This is a genomic window from Stenotrophomonas sp. Steno-C18, from assembly GCF_056393195.1.
Genome location: NZ_JBWJOX010000004.1, coordinates 49,614 through 68,004 on the forward strand (window position 1 = coordinate 49,614; position 18,391 = coordinate 68,004).

The following is an 18,391-nucleotide window of genomic DNA, read 5'->3' on the forward strand; positions in this document are numbered from 1 at the left end:
CCGCTAATGGGGCCATCCCGTCACGGCCCGTCCACATCCGCGCACCATGAAATTCGGAATCGCCGCCAAGATCTTCTGCGCCATGCTGTTGATGTGCGCGGTCGCCTTGCTGGTCAATGGCGTGGCCGGCAAATGGCTGTTCGAAAGGGGCTTCCTGGGCTACCTCAATGGCCAGGGCATCGGCCGCATGGAATTGCTGTTGCCGCGCCTGCAGGCCGAGTACGCCGAACATGGCAGTTGGGAGTTCGTGCGCGGCCAGCGCAAGGTCTGGCTGCGGCTGATCCGTCCCCATGTGGGCGACCCGGTTGCCGACGAAGCCTTGCTGAGTGCGCCACCGGTGTCGGACCAGACCGGCGCGGTGGCCCGCTTCGCGTTGCTTGATGCGCAGGGCCAACGTGTGATCGGCAACGCCGACGTCGATGGCAGTGCGATCCGCCGCCCGATCGTGGTGGAAGGCCATACCGTGGGCTGGCTGGCGATGGTGCCGTTCCAGAAGATATTGGCGCGCAACGAGCAGCGCTTCATGGAGGCGCAGGTGCGGCGCTGGTGGGCGATCAGCATCGTCGCGGTGCTGGTCGCCGGTACGTTGGCGTGGCTGTTGACCCGCCCCCTGCGCAAGCGCATCCAGGGCATGGGGGCGGCGACCCACCGGTTGGCCGGCGGGGACTACGCCACACGCATCGTGCCCGGCGCCGACGATGAGCTGGGGCGGCTGGCGCAGGACTTCAACCGCATGGCCGGCGCGCTGGAGAACAGCGAGCGGAACCGGCGTGAGTTCATGGCCGACATCTCGCATGAGCTGCGCACGCCGTTGTCGGTGCTGCGTGCGGAACTGGAGGCCATCCAGGACGGCATCCGGCCGATGAGCGCGGCGACGTTGGCACCGTTGCAGGGCGAAGTGCGGCAGCTGGGCAAGCTCATCGACGACCTGCACGAGCTGGCGTTGACCCAGTCCGGCGAGTTGGCCTACGAACATGTGCCGCTGGACCTGGATGCGGTGCTGCGCGCGACGGTGGAAGGCATGCGCTGCCGCTTCCACGACGCGGGGTTGGCGCTGGTCGTGTCATCCGCGCCCGGCCCGCTGCCGGTGCAGGGGGATGAACGGCGCCTGCAGCAGTTGTTCGCCAACCTGCTGGAGAACGCGTTGCGTTACACCGACCGCGGCGGCAGCGTCGCGGTACATGCGTTGCGCGATGAACGGCACGTGCGGATAAGCATCGAGGACAGCGCGCCGGGCGTGGACGAGGACAAGCGTGGGCGCCTGTTCGAGCGGTTCTACCGGGTGGATGCCTCGCGCAATCGCGCCAGTGGTGGCAGCGGGCTGGGCCTGGCGATCTGCCGCAACATCGTGTTGGCCCATGGCGGCGCCATCCACGCCGAAGCGTCCGCGCTCGGTGGGCTGGCCATCGTGGTGGAACTGCCACTGCACGCATGAGCACATCCATCGACGCCGCCGTGGAAGTGCTCGTTGTCGAGGACGAACCGCGCCTGGCGGCAGTGCTGCGCGACTACCTGCACGCAGCCGGTTACCGCAGTGACTGGGTGGCCGACGGCAACCAGGTGATGGCCGCCTTCCACGCACGCCGGCCCGCCCTGGTGTTGCTGGACATCATGCTGCCGGGGCGTGATGGCGTGGAGTTGTGCCGTGCCATCCGCGCGGAGAGTGATGTACCGGTGATCATGGTGACCGCGCGGGTGGAGGAGATCGATCGTCTGCTCGGGCTGGAGGTCGGTGCCGACGACTACGTGTGCAAGCCGTTCAGTCCCAAGGAAGTCGTGGCGCGTGTGGGGACGGTGTTGCGCCGCTACCGCCACGGCCAGGCGGAGCCCCGGCAAGCGGGCCTGGTCATCGATGAAACCGGCAATCGCGCTTTCCTGCATGGCCGCGTGCTGGACCTGACGGCGGTCGAGTTCCGCCTGTTGCGCACCTTGCTGGGTAGCCCGGGCCGGGTGTGGTCGCGTGAGCAACTGCTCAACCATCTGTACAGCGACCACCGGGTGGTGACCGACCGCACCGTGGACAGCCATGTGCGCAACCTTCGTCGCCGGCTGCGCGAGGCCGGCATGCAGGGAGACGGTGTGCGTTCGATCTACGGGGTGGGCTACAGCTTCGAACTGCCGGCCAGAGAGCCTGATCCCCGGTCCTGATCGCACGGACGGTTGCGGTGTCCTGCCGTGGATTGCGTGGGTCCATCGGCCTGTGTGGCGGTAGGACGCCCCGCGCCTTGGCGCCGGGGGTGGCGATGCGTACCCGCACCACTGCCTGCGCCGGAGCGGGGTGGCCCTGGATGCAGGTTGTTGCACGTTTAATCACGTTTATGCATGATTGCTGGCGTCGCAATGACGCCGAACGGGCTGCAAGCCGTGGCGCGTCCCCAACGCTTCCCGCGATCAACGGAGCCGGGTCACATGAATTTGCCCCACAACGAGGTGCTGCCGCAGGAGCGCCAACAGCGGATCCTGGCCTTGCTCAAGGCCCACGGACGCGTAGTGGCCAGCGAGCTGGCCGCACGCTTCGAGGTCTCCGAGGATTCCATCCGCCGTGACCTACGTGACATGGCGGGCAGGGGCCTGTGCCGGCGGGTATACGGCGGCGCGCTGTTGCCGACCGTGCACTTCGACGGGTTGCCACAACGCATGCAGCGCCGGGACGGAGAGCGCAGTGCGTTGGCCAACCACGCGGCATCGTTGGTGCAAGCGGGGCAGACCGTGCTGCTGGACGCCGGTTCGACCAATGTCGAGATCGCGCAGGCACTGCGCGGCAAGGCGGTCACCGTGATCACCAACGCGCCCACCGTCGCCGCGGCGCTGTGCGGTGACCCGGCCGCCGAGGTGGTGATGATCGGCGGCCGCGTGGATCCGGCAAGTGGTGGCGCCATCGGCGTGATCGCGCAGCGCCAGCTTGCCGAACTGCAGGTGGATATCTGTATTCCCGGCACCTGCGCGGTGGACCCGGAGACCGGTGTCTGGGGAATCCATGCCGAAGAAGTGGCGTTCAAGCAGGCCATGATCCAGGCCAGCGGTGTGGCCATCATCGTCGCAGGCATGGGCAAGCTGGGCACGCGCGCCACCTATCGCATCGGCACGCTCGCGCAGGTGGATCACCTTGTCGTTGCCGACGACCTGCCCGCCGAGCTGCGCGAGCAGTTCCTGGCCGGGCCGGCGCAGCTGCACCTGGTGCCGGTCGGCGCGGCCTGATTGATCTTCGCCCGTTGCCGCGTGCGGCTTCGGTTCTCTCCCCCTGTGCCGATGTTTCCATGACCGACCTGCATGTCCTCCAGCGTTGCCAACAGATGGCCACGCGCGCCGCTTTCTTCGTCCCCGGATTCGCCATTTCCTGCTGGGCGCCGCTGGTGCCGTATGCAAAGGTGCGCGCCGGCCTGGATGACGCCCTGCTGGGCGTGGTGCTGCTGTGCCTGGGTCTGGGCTCGTTGCTGGCGATGCCGCTGGCCGGCCTGCTGGCAGCGCGTTTCGGCTGCCGTGCGGTGATGCAGGTGACCGTGGTGATCATCGCGGCGGCGCTGCCGTTGCTGGCGCTCGCCCCCACGCCGTTGACGATCGGGCTTTCGTTGCTGGTATTCGGCGCGGCGATCGGCGCGATGGATTGCGTGATGAACATCCAGGCGGTGTTCGTCGAGCGCGAGTCGGGCAGGGCGATGATGTCCGGCTTCCACGCGTTCTACAGCATCGGTGCCTTGTGTGGTGCGGCGCTGGTGGCGTTGCTGCTGTCGACCGGCGCCGGTGCGTTGGCGGCCACCCTGGCAACCGCACTGGGCGTGGTGCTGGTGACGGTGGCGTCGATGCGCTGCTGGCGCACCGAACGCGCGCCCCAGGGGGAAGCGGCGTTCGCGTTGCCGCGTGGCGTGGTGGTGCTGATCGGCCTGGTCTGCTTCGTCAGCTTCCTGGCCGAGGGATCGATGCTGGACTGGAGTGCGGTGTTCCTGCACGAGGTGCGTGGCGTGGAGCTCGCGCATGCCGGGTGGGGCTTTGTCGCCTTCAACGTGGCGATGACGGTGACGCGCCTGTTCGGCGACGGCCTGGTCAACCGGTTGGGCAGCGCACGTGCGGTGCTGATCGGCGGCCTGGTCGGCAGCGGCGGTTTCTTCCTGGCGACGCTGGTCCCGGCATTCGGCGCGGCGTTGCTGGGCTATGCGCTGGTGGGTATCGGTTGCGCCAACATCGTGCCGGTGATGTTCAGCCTGGCCGGACGCCAGACCCGCATGCCGGAGAGCGTGGCGATCCCGGCGGTGACGACCCTGGGCTACGCCGGCGTGTTGCTGGGGCCGGCCTCGATCGGCTTCGTTGCCCAGCACTGGTCCCTGCCGGCGGCGTTCCTGCTGGCGGCAACCGCGCTGGCCGGCGTGGCGGTACTGGGCGCGTCACTGCGGGTGCGTTGAGCCTGCGTCACCGGTCGGGAAGATTCCCTGCCTCCAATGAGGGTGAAATTCTGGCCGGCCTGCGCCGTACGCCGTTGCCATGAGGTCCGGCCGCGCTGTCCTGTGCGATGTTCATGGAACGACGGCAGGCCCCGGCCTCGGCCGTCCTTCAGTCGCTGGTGAAGATGAGCTGCAGGGCGCTGCGCAGTTCTGCGGCACCTTCCGTGGTGCCATCGAACAGCAAGGTCTTCATCCCGATGGCTGCCGCGCCGTACAGGTTGCGCAGGGTGTTGTCGATGAACAAGGATGTCCTCGCCTCGGCACCGGCCCGGCGCAGCGCCTCCCGGAAGATTGCCGCCCCACGCTTGCTGTGGCCGACCTCGGCGGAGACGACGATGGGATCGAAGACCTCCTCCAGTCGATGCTGCCTGACGATCACATCCATGCGATCGGACTTGTTGTCGGTGATCATGCCGATGGCGAATTCCGCGCGCAGTTCCCTTGCCAGCGCAAGCACCGGCTGGTGGATGGGCGTCTGCAGGAACGCGGTGGTCAGGTGTTCGAAGGGAATCTCGGTGCCCAGCCGTGCACAGACATCGGGCCAGATCCGGGCGTGGGTGGTGTGGCCCAGGATCAGGTCGCGGTTGAAGGGTTCGATGGCTGCCCAGAGGACCTGCTCGTCCAGGCCGGACTGCTCGGCGAGCGCGCGCAGCGTCGTCGCTGAACCGCTCGGGTCGGTGGTCAACACGCCGTCGAAGTCGAAGAAGAGGGTCTTGATCATGGAGGTTCAGGCAAGGGATGCAGGTGTGCCAGCACGTGAGCCGCAGGCGGCACGCTGGATCATCCCGCGCAACCATGATGCATGTGCCGCATCGCCGGCAAGCGGTGGCTACCGGCAGGCAACGATTCGCGACGGATGCGCGCGTATCAGGTGCGGCGCTTCGCGGCGCATGGACGGCGCGGTGGCTGGCTACCCCAGCCCATCCGGCGTGCGATGAAGCCATCGCCACGCGTCCATTGGCGGTGGAATGCAGCGGCTACGTGCAGCACCACCAGTGCCAGCAGCAACCACGCGCCGTAGACATGCACGTACCAGGCAAGGGCACGCCCGGTCTCGTCTTCGGGGGGCATGAAGAAGGCGGGCACTTCCCTGCCACCCGGCAGGTGCCGGTCCGCCCCCATCCATACCCAGATCACGTGGCCGCTGATCGGCAGGAGCAGGACCAACACATACAGCGCGGCATGCACGCCTGACCGCACGCGCTGGCGCCAGCGGGGCTCATCGCGCCGCGCCGCCGGTGCGTGCAGTGTCAGGCGCAGCACAAGGCGCAGGGCCATCAGGCACAGGATCACGATGCCCAGCGGGAAGTGGACGGCGAGCAGGCGATCGGCGATGGCAGGCGGCACCGCGTGCTCGGCCGCCAGGCCCAGGCCGAGCTGCAGGATCAGCAGCGCCGCCAGCAGCCAATGCAGCACGCGCAACACCAGCGGATACCGTTCGACGGCCGATGCGCTCATGCCGGGCATGCCGGATAGCCGGGAATGTTCTGGCCGGTCACGATGTCGCGGCGGGCCTGCCAGCCACCGGGAACCTTTGCAGGGGTGACGATGCCGCTGCCACCCCGGCGAAGGTCGGCCTTGCGTGCGACGGCGGCGGTGAGGTGGGGATCATCGCTGAACAGCACATCGTCGATGTAGTACAGCGCACAGCCGGGCTCGATGATGTACAGGTGGATGTGTTGCGGCATCCGCGTTCCCGGGTAGCTGCCCGGGCGTATCGTGTCAAAGCGGTAGCTTCCGTCCGATGCCGTGGTGGCCCAGCCGCGCAGCCGGCCATGACGGCGGACACCGGGGTCGGGATCACTGCGTTCGCCCGGGTAGATGCCGTCGCGGTTGGTCTGGTGGGCATACACGATCACGCCCGCGCGCGGCCGTCCGCGTGCATCGCTCACCCGGCCCTGCAGGCGCAGCCGTTCGCCCGGCTCGGTGTCCGGCGCCAGGCGCATCACGACGGGCGGAGCGTCGGGCAGGCCGATCAAGGCGACCTCGCAGTCTTCGCAGGGCAGGCCGACCACCGGGGGCGGGCCGGCATCGGCGCGGGCGCAAGCGGCCAGCAGCATCAACAAGGCACTGCCGCGCACGCTGAGGAGCACGGGGCCGGCCAGTAGGAAAGGGGAGCAGGGCATGACGGTTCTTTGGAGTGGCGTGTCGATCAGGAGCGTTCGCCCGATGGAAGCGTTAACCGCCGGACACGTGTTAACGCTTCGGCCCCGGCTACCCTCCTGATCCAGGTCACCCCCGATCCCCAAGGACATGAAGCCCGCGCTTCCGCCACAGGACATCGCACGGCAGGTGCAGGACGCCCGGCGCGGATCGCAGGCGGCCTACGCCTGGCTGTACCGCAGCTTCGCGCCACTGGTGCATGCCATCCACCTGGGCGCGGTGGCGCGTGCGCGGGTGGACGACCTGACCCAGGAAACCTTCGTGCTGGCATTCGCCCGGCTGGACCAACTGCGTGAACCGGAGCGTTTCGGGCCATGGATCGCGATGATCGCGCGCCGCATGCGGCCGGCGGCAACGGTCGAAACCGTGGCCATCGGCGACTGCGCCGATCCGCCCTGGGGTGGGGTCGGGCCGGAATCGATGGCCCAGGCCGGCGAGGCACTGCAGGCCATCCGCGCGTTGCCGCTGGCCTATCGCGAGACACTGATCCTGCGCCTGGTCGAAGGCCTGAGTGGCGCGGAGATCGCCGCGCTCACCGGGCTGACGCCGCAGTCGGTCCGGGTCAACCTGCACCGCGGCATGGGCCGGCTGCGCGAGGCGCTGGGCATCGCGCAGCGGCAGGAGGAGAACAACGATGGTGGATAGGCCAGACCCGCTGTGGGACCCGGCGTTGCCGGGTGACGACGAACTGGTGCGGCTTGAAGCGCTGCTGGGCCGCTACCGGCATGTGCCGGCCGAAGGACAGGCGTGGGCGCTGCCCCCCGCACGGCGCGCACCGCGCTGGCGGCGGCCTGCCCTGGCGATGGCCGCGATGCTGGTGGCCTGTGTGGTCGGGATCGCGGCGTGGTTGCCGTGGCGGCTGCAATGGAGCGAGCACCACGACTGGGCGGTTGAAACCGACGCCCCGGCGCTGCCGCGCACGCTGCGGGTCGGGCAGACGCTGGCGACCTCGGCAGGGGAAACCGCGACCGTCCAGGTGGCCCGCATCGGTCGCATGCAGGTGTTGCCGGGGACACGGGTCCGGCTGGTCGACACACGCGCCGGGCATCACCGCCTGGAATTGCTGGACGGCCGGGTGCGTGCCCGCATCTGGGCACCACCGGGCCACTTCGGCATTGCCGCCGGTGATGCCGAAACCGTGGACCTGGGCTGCGCGTTCGAAATGCAGCGCAATCTCCAGGGCGAAGGCGACATCCGCGTGCTCAGTGGCTGGGTGATGCACCGCGTGCAGGGGCAGGAAACCCTGGTGCCGGCTGGCTCGCACCTGCGCTTTGATGCGTCGCGCAGCGGCATTCCGCTGGCCGAGACGGCAAGCGTCGCGTTCGCGGCACAGGTCGAGCAGTTGGACCTGGCAATGGCCAGGGGCGAGCGCGTGACCGGTGTCGAGGCGCAGGTGGCCGAGCGCGCAACCGACGATGATCGCTTCACCATACTCACCCTGCTGACCCGCTACCCGGCGCTGGCGTCGGGACCGCTGTATCCACGTCTGGCAGCGATGTTCGGTGAAACGGTCCCGGATCCGGCCCACCGCCAGGCCTGGCAGCGGGGCAGCGTGCATGCCATGAACCGCTGGTGGGAGCAGGTGCCGCGGCCGCCGAAGGCATGGTGGCTGAATTGGCGCGACGCGTTGGGATGAGCCACGCGCTGTGACCTTCGGCCGATCCCGTCGCGGACCGGTATGCCCTACGCTCCCAAGCTGCGCCGCACGTGCCTGCGGCGCCTTTCCCTGTTTGGCCCGGAGATGTCCATGTCGTTTTACAAGCTTGTCCCGTTGTCGCTGACGGTCGCCATCGCCGCTTCGCTTGCCGCCTGCGGCAAGACCGAGGCTCCCGCCACCCCGGCTGCCGACGCCAAGCCGGCGTTCGACGCGTCGCAGCTGAAGACCGCGCTGATCTCGCTCAACGCCGCCGACCTGGATCCGGCCGTGCAGGCCTGCGCCGACCTCAACGGCTTCGTCAACAGCAAGTGGCTGGCCGCCAACCCGGTGCCGGGTGACCAGGTGACCTGGGGCAGCTTCGAGATCCTGCGCGAGCGCTCGCTGGAAGTGCAGCATGCGCTGGTCGAGCAGGCCGCCAACGGCAAGGCCGCGGCCGGTTCGAACGAGGCCAAGATCGGCGATATCTGGAAGACCGGCAACAACGAGGCCGCGATCGAAGCGGCGGGCATCACGCCACTGCAGCCGGAACTGGACAAGATCGCCGCACTGAACGACACCGCCGCCATCGGCGGCTACCTGCGCGACAGCTTCGCGCGCGGCAATGGCGGGCTGTTCGCGCTGTATGCCAGCCCGGACTTCAAGGACTCGGCCAACGTCATCGCCTATGTCGGCCAGGGCGGGCTGGGCCTGCCGGAGAAGGGCTACTACTTCGACGAATCGCAGGCCGCGATCCGCGCGGCCTACGTGGCCTATATCGAACAGCTGCTGACCCTGTCCGGCGTGGATGCCGCGCAGGCCAAGGAGCAGGCCAATGCGGTGATGGCGTTTGAAACCCGCCTGGCCAAGGCCTCGCTGTCGCGCATCGAGCTGCGCGACCCGGCCAAGCGCTACAACCCGCTCAGTGCCGCCGACGCCGACAAGCAGACCCCGAACTTCAGCTGGACGGCGCTGTTCGACACGCTGCAGATCCCGGCCAAGGACAAGTTCTCGCTGGCACAGCCGGGCTTCTTCGCCGAAGTGAACAGCATGCTCGCCGACGTGCCGGCCAGTACCTGGCAGGCCTACCTGCGCTTCCACGCGGTGGATGACGCTGCGCCGTACCTCAGCAGCGGCTTCGAGCAGGCCAACTATGAGTTCTTCAGCAAGACCCTGCGCGGACAGCAGGAAATGCAGCCGCGCTGGAAGCGCGTGCTGGAGGCCGTGAACGGCTCGATGGGCGAGGCATTGGGCCAGCTGTACGTGGATGCGGTGTTCCCGGCCGAGTCCAAGGTGGCCATGCAGCACCTGGTGGAAAACCTGTCGGTGGCGCTGAAGGCGCGACTGGAAACGCTGCCGTGGATGGGCGAGGAAACCAGGAAGAAGGCGCTGGAAAAGTGGGCCAGCTTCACCCCGAAGATCGGTTACCCGGACAAGTGGCGTGACTGGTCGGGCCTGGCCACCAATGGCGAGGACTACCTGGCCAACGTGCAGGCCGCGCGCGCGTTCAACTACCGCTACATGCTGGGCAAGATCGGCAAGCCGGTGGACCGGACCGAGTGGGGCATGAGCCCGCAGACGGTGAATGCCTACTACAACGCCACCAAGAACGAGATCGTGTTCCCGGCCGCCATCCTGCAGCCGCCGTTCTTCGATGCCAAGGCCGACCCGGCCTTGAACTACGGCGGCATCGGCGCGGTGATCGGCCACGAGATGATGCACGGCTACGACGACTCGGGCAGCCAGTTCGCCGCCAACGGCAATTTCGACAACTGGTGGACCGATGCCGACCGCACGGCCTTCACCAGCCGCACCGACCAGCTGGTCGCCCAGTTCGATGGCTACGAGGCACTGCCGGGCGTGAACGTGAAGGGCAAGCTCACCCTGGGCGAGAACATCGGTGACCTCGGTGGCCTGACCGTGGCCTACGACGCGCTGCAGATGGCGCTGAAGGAAGACCCGAAGGCCAATGTACCGGTGGACGGCTACACCCAGGACCAGCGCTTCTTCATGAACTGGGCCACGGTGTGGCGCCGCAACTTCACCGACGGCGAGCTGCGTGTGCGCCTGAACACCGATCCGCACGCACCGGCCAACTTCCGCGCCAACGGCGCACCGTCGAACATGCCCTCGTTCGCGGCTGCGTTCCAGTGCAAGGCCGGCGATGCGATGGTGCGCGCCGACGACAAGCGCGTGGTGATCTGGTAACCCGCACGCCAGCATGATGGCGTGAGTGGAACGAAGAAGGCCCGGCATTGCCGGGCCTTCTTACGTCGGGTGACGCGTGGCGTTCCGCTCGTGCGGTCTGCGTCGGGCAGATCGCCTCGACTGCAGGAGCATGCTGCGGGGGGACGCGCCGGGCGTGGAACTCAGCCGGCCTTGCCCAGCAGGCGCTCGGCCAACGCGCGCTCCTCCGTGCGCAGGGTGAGCACGCGCACGCCGCTGTCGGTGACCTCGACGGTGTGCTCGCATTGCGCGGACAACTTGCCGTCGCGGGTGGTGACGGTCCAGCCATCGTCGCTGCTGTCGATGGCGGCGCGGCCCTGGTTGATCATCGGCTCGATGGTGAAGGTCATGCCCGGCTCCAGCGCCAGGCCGGCGCCGCGATGGCCGTAGTGCAGCACCTGCGGCTCCTCGTGCATCTCGCGGCCGATGCCGTGCCCGCAGTACTCCTTGACCACCGAATAGCCGGCATCCTTGGCATGGCGCTGGATGGCGAAGCCGATGTCGCCCAGCGTCGCGCCGGGGCGCACGCTGGCGATGCCTTTCCACATCGCTTCACGGGTGGCGTTGACCAGCCGGCGCGCGGCATGGCTGACCTCGCCGATCAGGTACATCTTGCTGGAATCGGCGATGTAGCCGTTCTTCTCCAGGGTGATGTCGAGGTTGACGATGCTGCCCTCGCGCAGGATGTCCGAGGCGGAGGGAATGCCATGGCAGACCACGTTGTCGATGGAACTGTTGAGCACATAGGCAAAGCCGTATTGCCCCTTGCTGGCCGGGCGGGCCTTCAGTTCCTGCACGATGAAGCGCTCGACCCAGTCGTTGACCTGCAGGGTGCTCAGGCCTTCCAGCGGCAACCGGTCCAGCGCTTCGAACACCGATGCCAGCAGGCGGCCGGATTCGGCCATCAGGGCCAGTTCGTGGGGTTGCTTGATCATGGGCTGGGCGCCAACAACGGCGCGGGCCGGACCCCGGCCGCCGCCAGTTCCCGCGCGACCAGTTCCTGGTAGCTCAGGTGCGGGTTGAGCTCGCAGAGCATGCCGATTCGGATCCAGAAGCCGGCCTGGGCATTGATCGAACGCCCCGATACCGTGCTGGCCCGGCGGAGGTTGTCGTGCAGGTCGTCGTCGATGTTCACGATGCCCATGCGGGCCATCTCCCGTGAGGTTTATATGGAGTATATATGAATCATATATTCATTGCGACCGACCATCGGTCAAGCGCCATGTCCATGGCCATGACGGCGGAGACGGCCGCGCTTGCAGTACGCCGACATCGGCAACACCGGTCGCATGCTATGGATGTCGCCGTCCGGCAGCGCAGGCGAGTTCGGGGAGAGAGGGGGCAATGACGTTCGATCCTGGCAACTGGCAGGGCCTGCTGCAGCTGGGTGGCACGGTGCTGGTTTTCATCGCGCACCTGCTGACCGCGGCGCGGGCGTTGACCCGGCCGAACCGTGCGCCGGCGTCGCGCGCGGCCTGGGTGGCGGTGATCATGCTGGCGCCATTGGTCGGCATGGTGGCCTACCTGCTGCTGGGCGAAACCAGCATTGGCCGTTCACGGTTCCGGCGCTTGCAGCAGGTGCGGCACAACATGAGCCGCCTGCACGAGGCCGACCCGGGACAGCCGGTGGCTGGCCCGGATGCCGCATTGGCCGACAACATCGCGCCCCTGTTCGAGCTGGCGCATTCGATCAACGGCTTCCACGCACAGGCGGGCAACCGCATCGCGTTGCTGGGTGCCGAGGGGAGCGCCGCCGATGATCCGGTGGCCGATTGCCGGGCCGCGATGGCGACATTGGTCGCCGACATCGATCACGCCACCGAGAGCGTGCACATCGCCTTCTACATCTGGCTGGACGATGGCGCCGGCGGGCGGGTGGCCGATGCGGTCGCGGCGGCGGCGCGCCGGGGCGTGGCCTGCCGGGTGATGGTGGATGCGTTGGGCTCGCGCGCGTTCATCGATGGCCCGCGCTGGCGCCAGCTCGCCGGGGCGGGGGTGGCGCTGCTCAAGACGCTGGACGACGTCAATCGCCTGCAGCACATGGCCTTCAGCCGCATGGACCTGCGCGACCACCGCAAGATCGTGGTCATCGACAACCGCATCGCCTACTGCGGCAGCCAGAACTGCGCCGATGCCGAGTTCCGGGTGAAGCCGGCCTATGCGCCGTGGATCGACCTGCTGCTGCGCTGCGAAGGGCCGGTGGTGCGCCAACTGCAGTACCTGTTCCTCAGCGGCTGGATTCCGGAAACCGGCGAAACCGCGATGGAGGGCTACGCGGCGCGGGGTACGGCAGCCACCTTCGACCGTGGCAGCCGTGCGATGGCCTTCGAGACCGGGCCGATCACCCGCCACAACGCCATGGCCGACATGTTCGTGGCCTGCATCTACGCCGCGCGCCGCGAACTGGTGATCTCCACGCCGTACTTCGTGCCGGACGAATCGATCCTGCGCGCGCTGTGCGCGGCACCGCGACGGGGCGTGGCCACGCAGGTGATCTTCCCGGCGCGCAATGATTCCTGGCTGGTGGGACAGACCAGCCGCAGCACCTACGCCGACCTGCTGCAGTGCGGCGTGCAGGTGAACGAGTATCCATTGGGCCTGCTGCATGCCAAGTCGCTCACGTTCGACGGCGAGGTGGCGCTGGTCGGCTCGGCCAACATCGACCGCCGCAGCCTGGAGCTGAACTTCGAGAACAACCTGCTGATCGCCGATCCGGCGGTGGTCGGCGTGCTGCGCCAGCGCCAGCAGAAGTACCTGCAGGTGGCAACCCCGGTCAGCCTGTCGCAGGTGCGGCAGTGGCCGCTGCACGCACGGCTGGTGCAGAACGCGGTGGCGATGATGTCGCCGGTGCTCTAGGCCGGCAGTTCGCCCTGGCGCATCAGGCCCATGAATTCGCCGAACAGGCGGGGGTCGATGAGCCGGCCGCGTTCATTGGACAGCAGTTCGACGGCGCGCTGGGCCGGCATCGGCCCGCGGTAGGGACGCTCGGACGTCATCGCGTCGAAACCATCGACGATGGTGAGGATGCGCGATTCCATCGGGATTTCCTCGCCCTGCAGGCCATGCGGGTAGCCGCTGCCATCCCACGCTTCGTGGTGGTGGCGGATCAGTGCGGCCACCTGGCGGGCGTCGTCGCGGCCGGTGGCCAGGAACAGCCGCGCACCGCGCTCGGGGTGAGTGCGCATGGCCGACAGCCGTGGGTCATCAAGCTTGCCCGGGTGCAGCAGCACGTCGTCGCGCACGCCGATCTTGCCCACGTCGTGGAAGCGCGCGGCCAGCACCAGATGCCCGAGGCGTTCCTCGTCCAGGCCGCAGTGGCGCCCCATCGCGTGTGCCAGCCGCGAGACGCGGTCGCAGTGGTGGTCGGTGTAGCTGTCGCGCTGGTCCAGCGCCGCGGCCAGCACGGTGATCGTGCAGGACGGGTCATCCGGCGGAAGGGACAGGCCCACGGGCGTGCTGATCGGCGACATGCGGTATCGGGCTGCGGGACAGGGCGCGGCGAAAGGGAAGGGGGCATTTTCCGCACGCCTCCCCTTTCACGCAAATTTCACGATTTTCCCCGTTCAGGAACTGCCGGGATGCAACGTGGTCAGCAGCGCCCGTGCCGCGTTGAAGCGGTCCGCGCTCTCCGGCAACGGATGCTTGATGCGCAGCTTGTCCGGGCCGTCCATCTGGTAGAGCTTGGGCTGCTTCTGGATCAGCTGGATCACCGCCATCGGGTCGATGTTGGGCTGCGCCTCGAACACGATGCGGCCGCCGTTCTCGCCCAGTTCCAGTTTGCGGATGCCCAGCGTGTTGGCCTGCAGCTTCAGTTCGGCGATCGCGAACAGGTGCTTGACCGGGTCCGGCAGCAGGCCGAAGCGGTCGATCATCTCCACCTGCAGCTCGCGCAGGGCGAGGCTGTCGCGCGCGCTGGAAATGCGCTTGTACAGCGTCAGGCGGGTGTGCACGTCGGGCAGGTAGTCGTCCGGGATCAGGGCGGGTACATGCAGCTCGACCTCGGCGCCGCGCACTTCCTGTCCGCTGTCCAGGTCGGGCAGCTTGCCGGCCTTGATCGAGCGCACCGCGCGCTCCAGCAGCTCGGTGTACAGGCTGAAGCCGACCTCGGCCATCTGCCCGCTCTGGTCCTCGCCGAGCAGCTCACCGGCGCCGCGGATTTCCAGGTCGTGCGTGGCCAGGGTGAAACCGGCACCGAGTTCGTCCATCGAGGCGATCGCTTCCAGGCGCTTCTCCGCATCAGGCGTCATCGAACGCTTGTCCGGCACCAGCAGGTAGGCATAGGCGCGGTGGTGCGAGCGACCGACGCGGCCACGCAGCTGGTGCAGCTGGGCCAGGCCGAAGCGGTCGGCGCGGTTGATGATGATGGTGTTGGCGTTGGGTATGTCGATGCCCGACTCGATGATGGTGCTGGCCAGCAGCACGTTGAAGCGCTGCTTCTGGAAATCCAGCATCACCCGCTCCAGTTCGCGCTCGGGCATCTGGCCGTGGGCCATGCCGATGCGCGCCTCGGGTACCAGCTCGGACAGCTCGCGCTGCATCCGGCCCATGCTTTCCACGTCGTTGTGGAGGAAGTACAGCTGGCCGCCGCGCGCGAGTTCGCGCTGGAACGCCTCGCGCAGCTGCGCGTTGTCCCAGGCGGTGATGAAGGTCTTGACCGCCAGCCGGTTCGGCGGCGGCGTGGCGATGATCGACAGGTCGCGCAGGCCGGCCATGGCCATGTTGAGCGTGCGTGGGATCGGCGTGGCGGTGAGCGTGAGCAGGTGCACGTTGGCGCGCATCGCCTTGAGGGCTTCCTTCTGGCGCACGCCGAAGCGCTGTTCCTCGTCGACGATGACCAGGCCCAGGTCCTTGAACTTCACGTCCGGCTGCAGCAGCCGGTGGGTGCCGACGATCACGTCGATGGTGCCTTCGGCCACCTTGTCCAGCTCGGCCTTGATTTCCTTGGTGCTCTTGAAGCGCGAGAGCACTTCCACCTTGAGCGGGTAGTCGGCGAAGCGGTCGCGGAAGTTGCGGTAGTGCTGCTCGGCCAGCAGCGTGGTCGGCACCAGCACCGCCACCTGCTTGCCACCGCTGGCGGCGGCGAAGGCGGCGCGCACGGCGACCTCGGTCTTGCCGAAGCCGACGTCGCCGCAGACCACGCGGTCCATCGGCTGGCTGGATTGCAGGTCGCGCAGGGTGGCTTCGATCGCGGCCAGCTGGTCGGGGGTTTCCTCGAACGGAAAGCCGGCGGCGAACGGTTCGTACATGGCGCGGTCGATGTCCAGCGCCAATCCGGCGCGGGCCTGGCGGCGGGCCTGGATCTCCAGCAGCTCGGCGGCGACGTCGCGCACCTTCTCGGCGGCCTTGCGCTTGGCCTTGGTCCATTGCTCGCCGCCGAGCGAGTGCAGCGGCGCGGTTTCCGGCGAGGCGCCGGAGTAGCGGCTGATCAGGTGCAGCTGCGCGACCGGCACGTACAGGCGGTCGCCCTTGGCGTACTCGATGTCGAGGAACTCGCCCGGCATGCCGCCCACGTCCATCGCGATCAGGCCGCGGTAGCGGCCGACGCCATGGTCCTCATGGACGATGGGCGCGCCTTCGGTCAGCTCGCCGAGGTCGCGGATGATCGCTTCCGGCTCGCGCCCGGCACGGCGGGTCCGCCGTGCGTGGCCGGCACGCTCGGGGAACAGCTGGCGCTCGGTGAGCACGGCCAGCGGCGGCTCGGTCAGGGCGAAGCCGTCGTCCAGCGGCGCGACGGTGATGGCGAACCTGGCAAGCCCGTCTCCCTCCGGGAGGGCGGCGCGCTTGCTCTTGCCATTGGCACGACCCCCATCCGGCCCCTCGGGCCCGCTTCCGCCGAGCGGGGAAGGGAGAAACGCGGTGAAGTCCGCCACCACCGGCGGGCGCAGCTCGGCGGCCTGCAGGACTTCCAGCAGCGCCTCGCGGCGCCCCGGCGAGTCGGCGGCGATCAGCACCCGGCCGGGATAGTTGTCGATGAAGGACTTCAGTGCCTGGCCGGCGGGGGCATCCTTGGCAGCGACCGGCAGCGGCGGCAGTGGCTGGTCGCCCAGCGGCTGCGCCTCGGCGATGCGCGGATGGTCGGCTGGCCACACTTCCACGCGCGGCTGCTTGTTGAACTGCTCGCGCAGGTTGTCCGGCGACTGGTAGATCTCCTCCGGCGGCAGCAGCGGCCGGTCGATGTCGTGGCGACGCTGTTCGTAGCGGCTGCCGGTCTGCGTCCAGAACGCGTCGGAGGCCTCGGCCACGCCGGTACCGACCACGGTCAGGAAGCCGCTGGGCAGGTAGTCGAACAGGGTCGCGGTCCTGTCGAAGAACAGCGGCAGGAAGTACTCGATGCCCGAGGGCAGCACGCCGGCCTTCAGGTCCTGGTAGAGCGGGCTGCGCCGGGTGTCGACGTCGAAGCGTTCGCGCAGCGCGGCCTGGACGCGCGCCAGGCTGGCTTCGTCCATCGGTACTTCGCGGCCGGGCAGCATCTTCACCGCGTCCACCTTGTCCAGCGAGCGCTGCGACTCGGGGTCGAAGGCGCGGATGGAATCGATGTCCTCGTCCAGCAGTTCGATGCGCAGCGGTGCCTCGGCGCCCATCGGGTAGACGTCGAGCAGGCCACCGCGCACGGCGAAGTCGCCCGGGTCCATCACCTGGCCGACGTTGCGGTAACCGGCGCTTTCCAGCCGGCGCTTTTCCGCATCCATGTCCAGGCGCTGGCCGACCTTCAGGTCGAAGCTGCCACCGACGATGTAGCTCAGCGGGGCCAGCCGTTGCAGCAACGTCTGCACCGGCACCACTACGATGCCGCGGGTCAGCGTGGGCAGGCGGTGCAACGCGGCCAGGCGCTGGGAAATGATGTCCGGGTGCGGGCTGAACTGGTCGTAGGGCAGGGTTTCCCAGTCCGGGAACGACAGCACCGGCAGCACGCCGGGACCGGTGCCTAGCAGGGTCTGCAGGTCGGCGACGGCCTGGTTGGCGCTCTGGTTGTCGCGGGTGACCAGCAACAGCGGCTTGCCATGCACATCCGCGGCACGGGCCACGTGCCAGGCCAGGGCGGTGCTGGATGCCGGGGCGCGCCACCAGGCGCGGAGCTGGCCCGAACGGGGCAGCGGCGGAATGGGGTAGGGGTGGGCTGACATGGACCGCCGATCTTAACAGACCACCTGCCGGGGACCGCCGCGACGGCGCTGTGGCGCAGGGGCATTCCGGACGACACAGACGAAAAGGGCAGGCACCGGTTTGCCGATGCCTGCCCTGCGGTTCGCGTGCGCGAAACCAGGCGCCTGGCGGGGAGGGGAGCAAGCGCGCGGCGTGTTCCCCTCCTTGGTTCTCAGCCGGCCAGGTCCAGCTCCATGCGTACCAGGCCCGGGGCACCGGTGGGATGGGGAACCTGCTTGAAGCCCAGCGACGCGGCCAACTGCAGCATCGGCTCGTTGTCCTGGGCGATATCGCCGTACATGCGGTCCAGGTACTTGCCGCGTGCCCACTTGACCAGCTTGCGCATCAACTGCCGGCCCAGGCCCTGGCCGGCGAGGAAACGGCTGACCAGGATGGCGTATTCAGCATCCCGGGTGCCCGGGATGATGGTGGCGCGGGCGACGGCGCCGACCACGGCTTCACCCGGGGGCAGCGGCTCGGCCGCCACCAGCGCGATCTCCGACTTCGGATTCGGGTGGGTGAGGCGCTGGACCGTCTCGTCGGACAGGGAGTCCACCGCCTGCAGGTAGCGATCCCGCACTTCTTCCGGCCCGAACAGGGCGAATGCGCCCTGCAGCGGTGCGCCGTCTTCCGGACGGATGGGGCGGATCAACAACTCGCGACCACTGGGCGCCTTGAAATTTTCATGCCACGGGGGCATGCGATTACGGGTAGCCATGACTACGGTTCCTCCAAAGACCCGTCGATTCTGTCACCCGCCCTGCTAAGTTCTGTGAACGCGATCAACACA

General features: G+C 68.3%; 16 protein-coding genes. 8 read left to right on the forward strand and 8 right to left on the reverse strand.

Going from position 1 to position 18,391, the window contains the following annotated elements; all coding sequences use genetic code 11:
- The first annotated feature begins 46 nt into the window (after positions 1 to 46).
- The 4 genes from baeS (at position 47) to AC06FE_RS09600 (ending at position 4,397) form a co-directional block, all read left to right on the forward strand.
- Positions 47 to 1,435: a sensor histidine kinase efflux regulator BaeS gene (baeS, locus tag AC06FE_RS09585; protein WP_446541247.1), complete on the forward strand. Its 1,389-nt coding sequence runs from the start codon at positions 47 to 49 to the stop codon at positions 1,433 to 1,435.
- Positions 1,432 to 2,148: a response regulator gene (locus tag AC06FE_RS09590; RefSeq protein WP_446541246.1), complete on the forward strand. Its 717-nt coding sequence runs from the start codon at positions 1,432 to 1,434 to the stop codon at positions 2,146 to 2,148. Before baeS ends, AC06FE_RS09590 begins: the two co-directional genes overlap by 4 nt.
- A gap of 261 nt (positions 2,149 to 2,409) precedes the next feature.
- The gene (locus tag AC06FE_RS09595) at positions 2,410 to 3,198 is read left to right on the forward strand and encodes a DeoR/GlpR family DNA-binding transcription regulator (protein ID WP_478072911.1); all 789 of its coding nucleotides are present in this window, start codon (positions 2,410 to 2,412) and stop codon (positions 3,196 to 3,198) included.
- A 59-nt stretch (positions 3,199 to 3,257) separates the two neighbouring features.
- On the forward strand, positions 3,258 to 4,397 hold the full coding sequence (locus AC06FE_RS09600; RefSeq protein ID WP_478072912.1) for an MFS transporter: 1,140 nt from the start codon (positions 3,258 to 3,260) through the stop codon (positions 4,395 to 4,397).
- A 148-nt stretch (positions 4,398 to 4,545) separates the two neighbouring features.
- Here the strand turns inward: AC06FE_RS09600 and AC06FE_RS09605 are convergent, their stop codons facing one another.
- The 3 genes from AC06FE_RS09605 to AC06FE_RS09615 all read right to left on the reverse strand — a co-directional run bounded on the left by AC06FE_RS09605 (position 4,546) and on the right by AC06FE_RS09615 (position 6,562).
- Positions 4,546 to 5,157, reverse strand: a complete 612-nt coding sequence (locus AC06FE_RS09605) for an HAD family hydrolase (protein ID WP_478072913.1) — start codon at positions 5,155 to 5,157, stop codon at positions 4,546 to 4,548.
- 146 nt (positions 5,158 to 5,303) lie between these two features.
- Positions 5,304 to 5,894 (reverse strand): cytochrome b/b6 domain-containing protein, encoded by a 591-nt coding sequence (locus tag AC06FE_RS09610; RefSeq protein WP_478072914.1) that lies wholly within the window; start codon positions 5,892 to 5,894, stop codon positions 5,304 to 5,306.
- Positions 5,891 to 6,562 carry a dioxygenase family protein gene (locus AC06FE_RS09615; RefSeq protein ID WP_478072915.1) on the reverse strand — a complete coding sequence of 224 codons (672 nt, stop codon included), beginning with the start codon at positions 6,560 to 6,562 and terminating at the stop codon, positions 5,891 to 5,893. Before AC06FE_RS09615 ends, AC06FE_RS09610 begins: the two co-directional genes overlap by 4 nt.
- A gap of 127 nt (positions 6,563 to 6,689) precedes the next feature.
- Between AC06FE_RS09615 and AC06FE_RS09620 the strand changes: the two genes are divergently transcribed.
- The 3 genes from AC06FE_RS09620 to AC06FE_RS09630 all read left to right on the forward strand — a co-directional run bounded on the left by AC06FE_RS09620 (position 6,690) and on the right by AC06FE_RS09630 (position 10,440).
- Positions 6,690 to 7,244, forward strand: coding sequence for an RNA polymerase sigma factor (locus tag AC06FE_RS09620; protein WP_192286400.1), 555 nt, complete (start codon positions 6,690 to 6,692; stop codon positions 7,242 to 7,244).
- Positions 7,234 to 8,235 carry a hypothetical protein gene (locus tag AC06FE_RS09625; RefSeq protein WP_478072916.1) on the forward strand — a complete coding sequence of 334 codons (1,002 nt, stop codon included), beginning with the start codon at positions 7,234 to 7,236 and terminating at the stop codon, positions 8,233 to 8,235. Before AC06FE_RS09620 ends, AC06FE_RS09625 begins: the two co-directional genes overlap by 11 nt.
- A gap of 111 nt (positions 8,236 to 8,346) precedes the next feature.
- Entirely contained in the window at positions 8,347 to 10,440 is a 2,094-nt protein-coding gene (locus AC06FE_RS09630; RefSeq protein WP_478072917.1) for a M13 family metallopeptidase, read from the forward strand.
- Positions 10,441 to 10,601: 161 nt separating this feature from the next.
- Here the strand turns inward: AC06FE_RS09630 and map are convergent, their stop codons facing one another.
- Both map and AC06FE_RS09640 read right to left on the reverse strand, forming a co-directional pair.
- Positions 10,602 to 11,393, reverse strand: coding sequence for a type I methionyl aminopeptidase (gene map / locus AC06FE_RS09635; protein WP_192286397.1), 792 nt, complete (start codon positions 11,391 to 11,393; stop codon positions 10,602 to 10,604).
- Positions 11,390 to 11,602, reverse strand: a complete 213-nt coding sequence (locus tag AC06FE_RS09640; protein WP_132864621.1) for a ParD-like family protein — start codon at positions 11,600 to 11,602, stop codon at positions 11,390 to 11,392. The genes map and AC06FE_RS09640 overlap by 4 nt, the downstream gene beginning before the upstream one ends.
- A gap of 200 nt (positions 11,603 to 11,802) precedes the next feature.
- On the opposite strand from AC06FE_RS09640, the gene cls reads away from it, so the two are divergent.
- Entirely contained in the window at positions 11,803 to 13,314 is a 1,512-nt protein-coding gene (cls, locus tag AC06FE_RS09645; protein ID WP_478072918.1) for a cardiolipin synthase, read from the forward strand.
- On the opposite strand, the gene AC06FE_RS09650 is transcribed toward cls, so the two are convergent.
- From AC06FE_RS09650 to AC06FE_RS09660, 3 genes are all read right to left on the reverse strand, one after another.
- Positions 13,311 to 13,928, reverse strand: coding sequence for an HD-GYP domain-containing protein (locus tag AC06FE_RS09650; protein WP_446541237.1), 618 nt, complete (start codon positions 13,926 to 13,928; stop codon positions 13,311 to 13,313). The genes cls and AC06FE_RS09650 overlap by 4 nt on opposite strands.
- Before the next feature lie 93 nt (positions 13,929 to 14,021).
- Positions 14,022 to 17,582 carry a transcription-repair coupling factor gene (mfd, locus tag AC06FE_RS09655; RefSeq protein WP_478072919.1) on the reverse strand — a complete coding sequence of 1,187 codons (3,561 nt, stop codon included), beginning with the start codon at positions 17,580 to 17,582 and terminating at the stop codon, positions 14,022 to 14,024.
- A 191-nt stretch (positions 17,583 to 17,773) separates the two neighbouring features.
- Positions 17,774 to 18,319: a GNAT family N-acetyltransferase gene (locus tag AC06FE_RS09660; RefSeq protein ID WP_192286393.1), complete on the reverse strand. Its 546-nt coding sequence runs from the start codon at positions 18,317 to 18,319 to the stop codon at positions 17,774 to 17,776.
- Positions 18,320 to 18,391 lie beyond the last annotated feature (72 nt).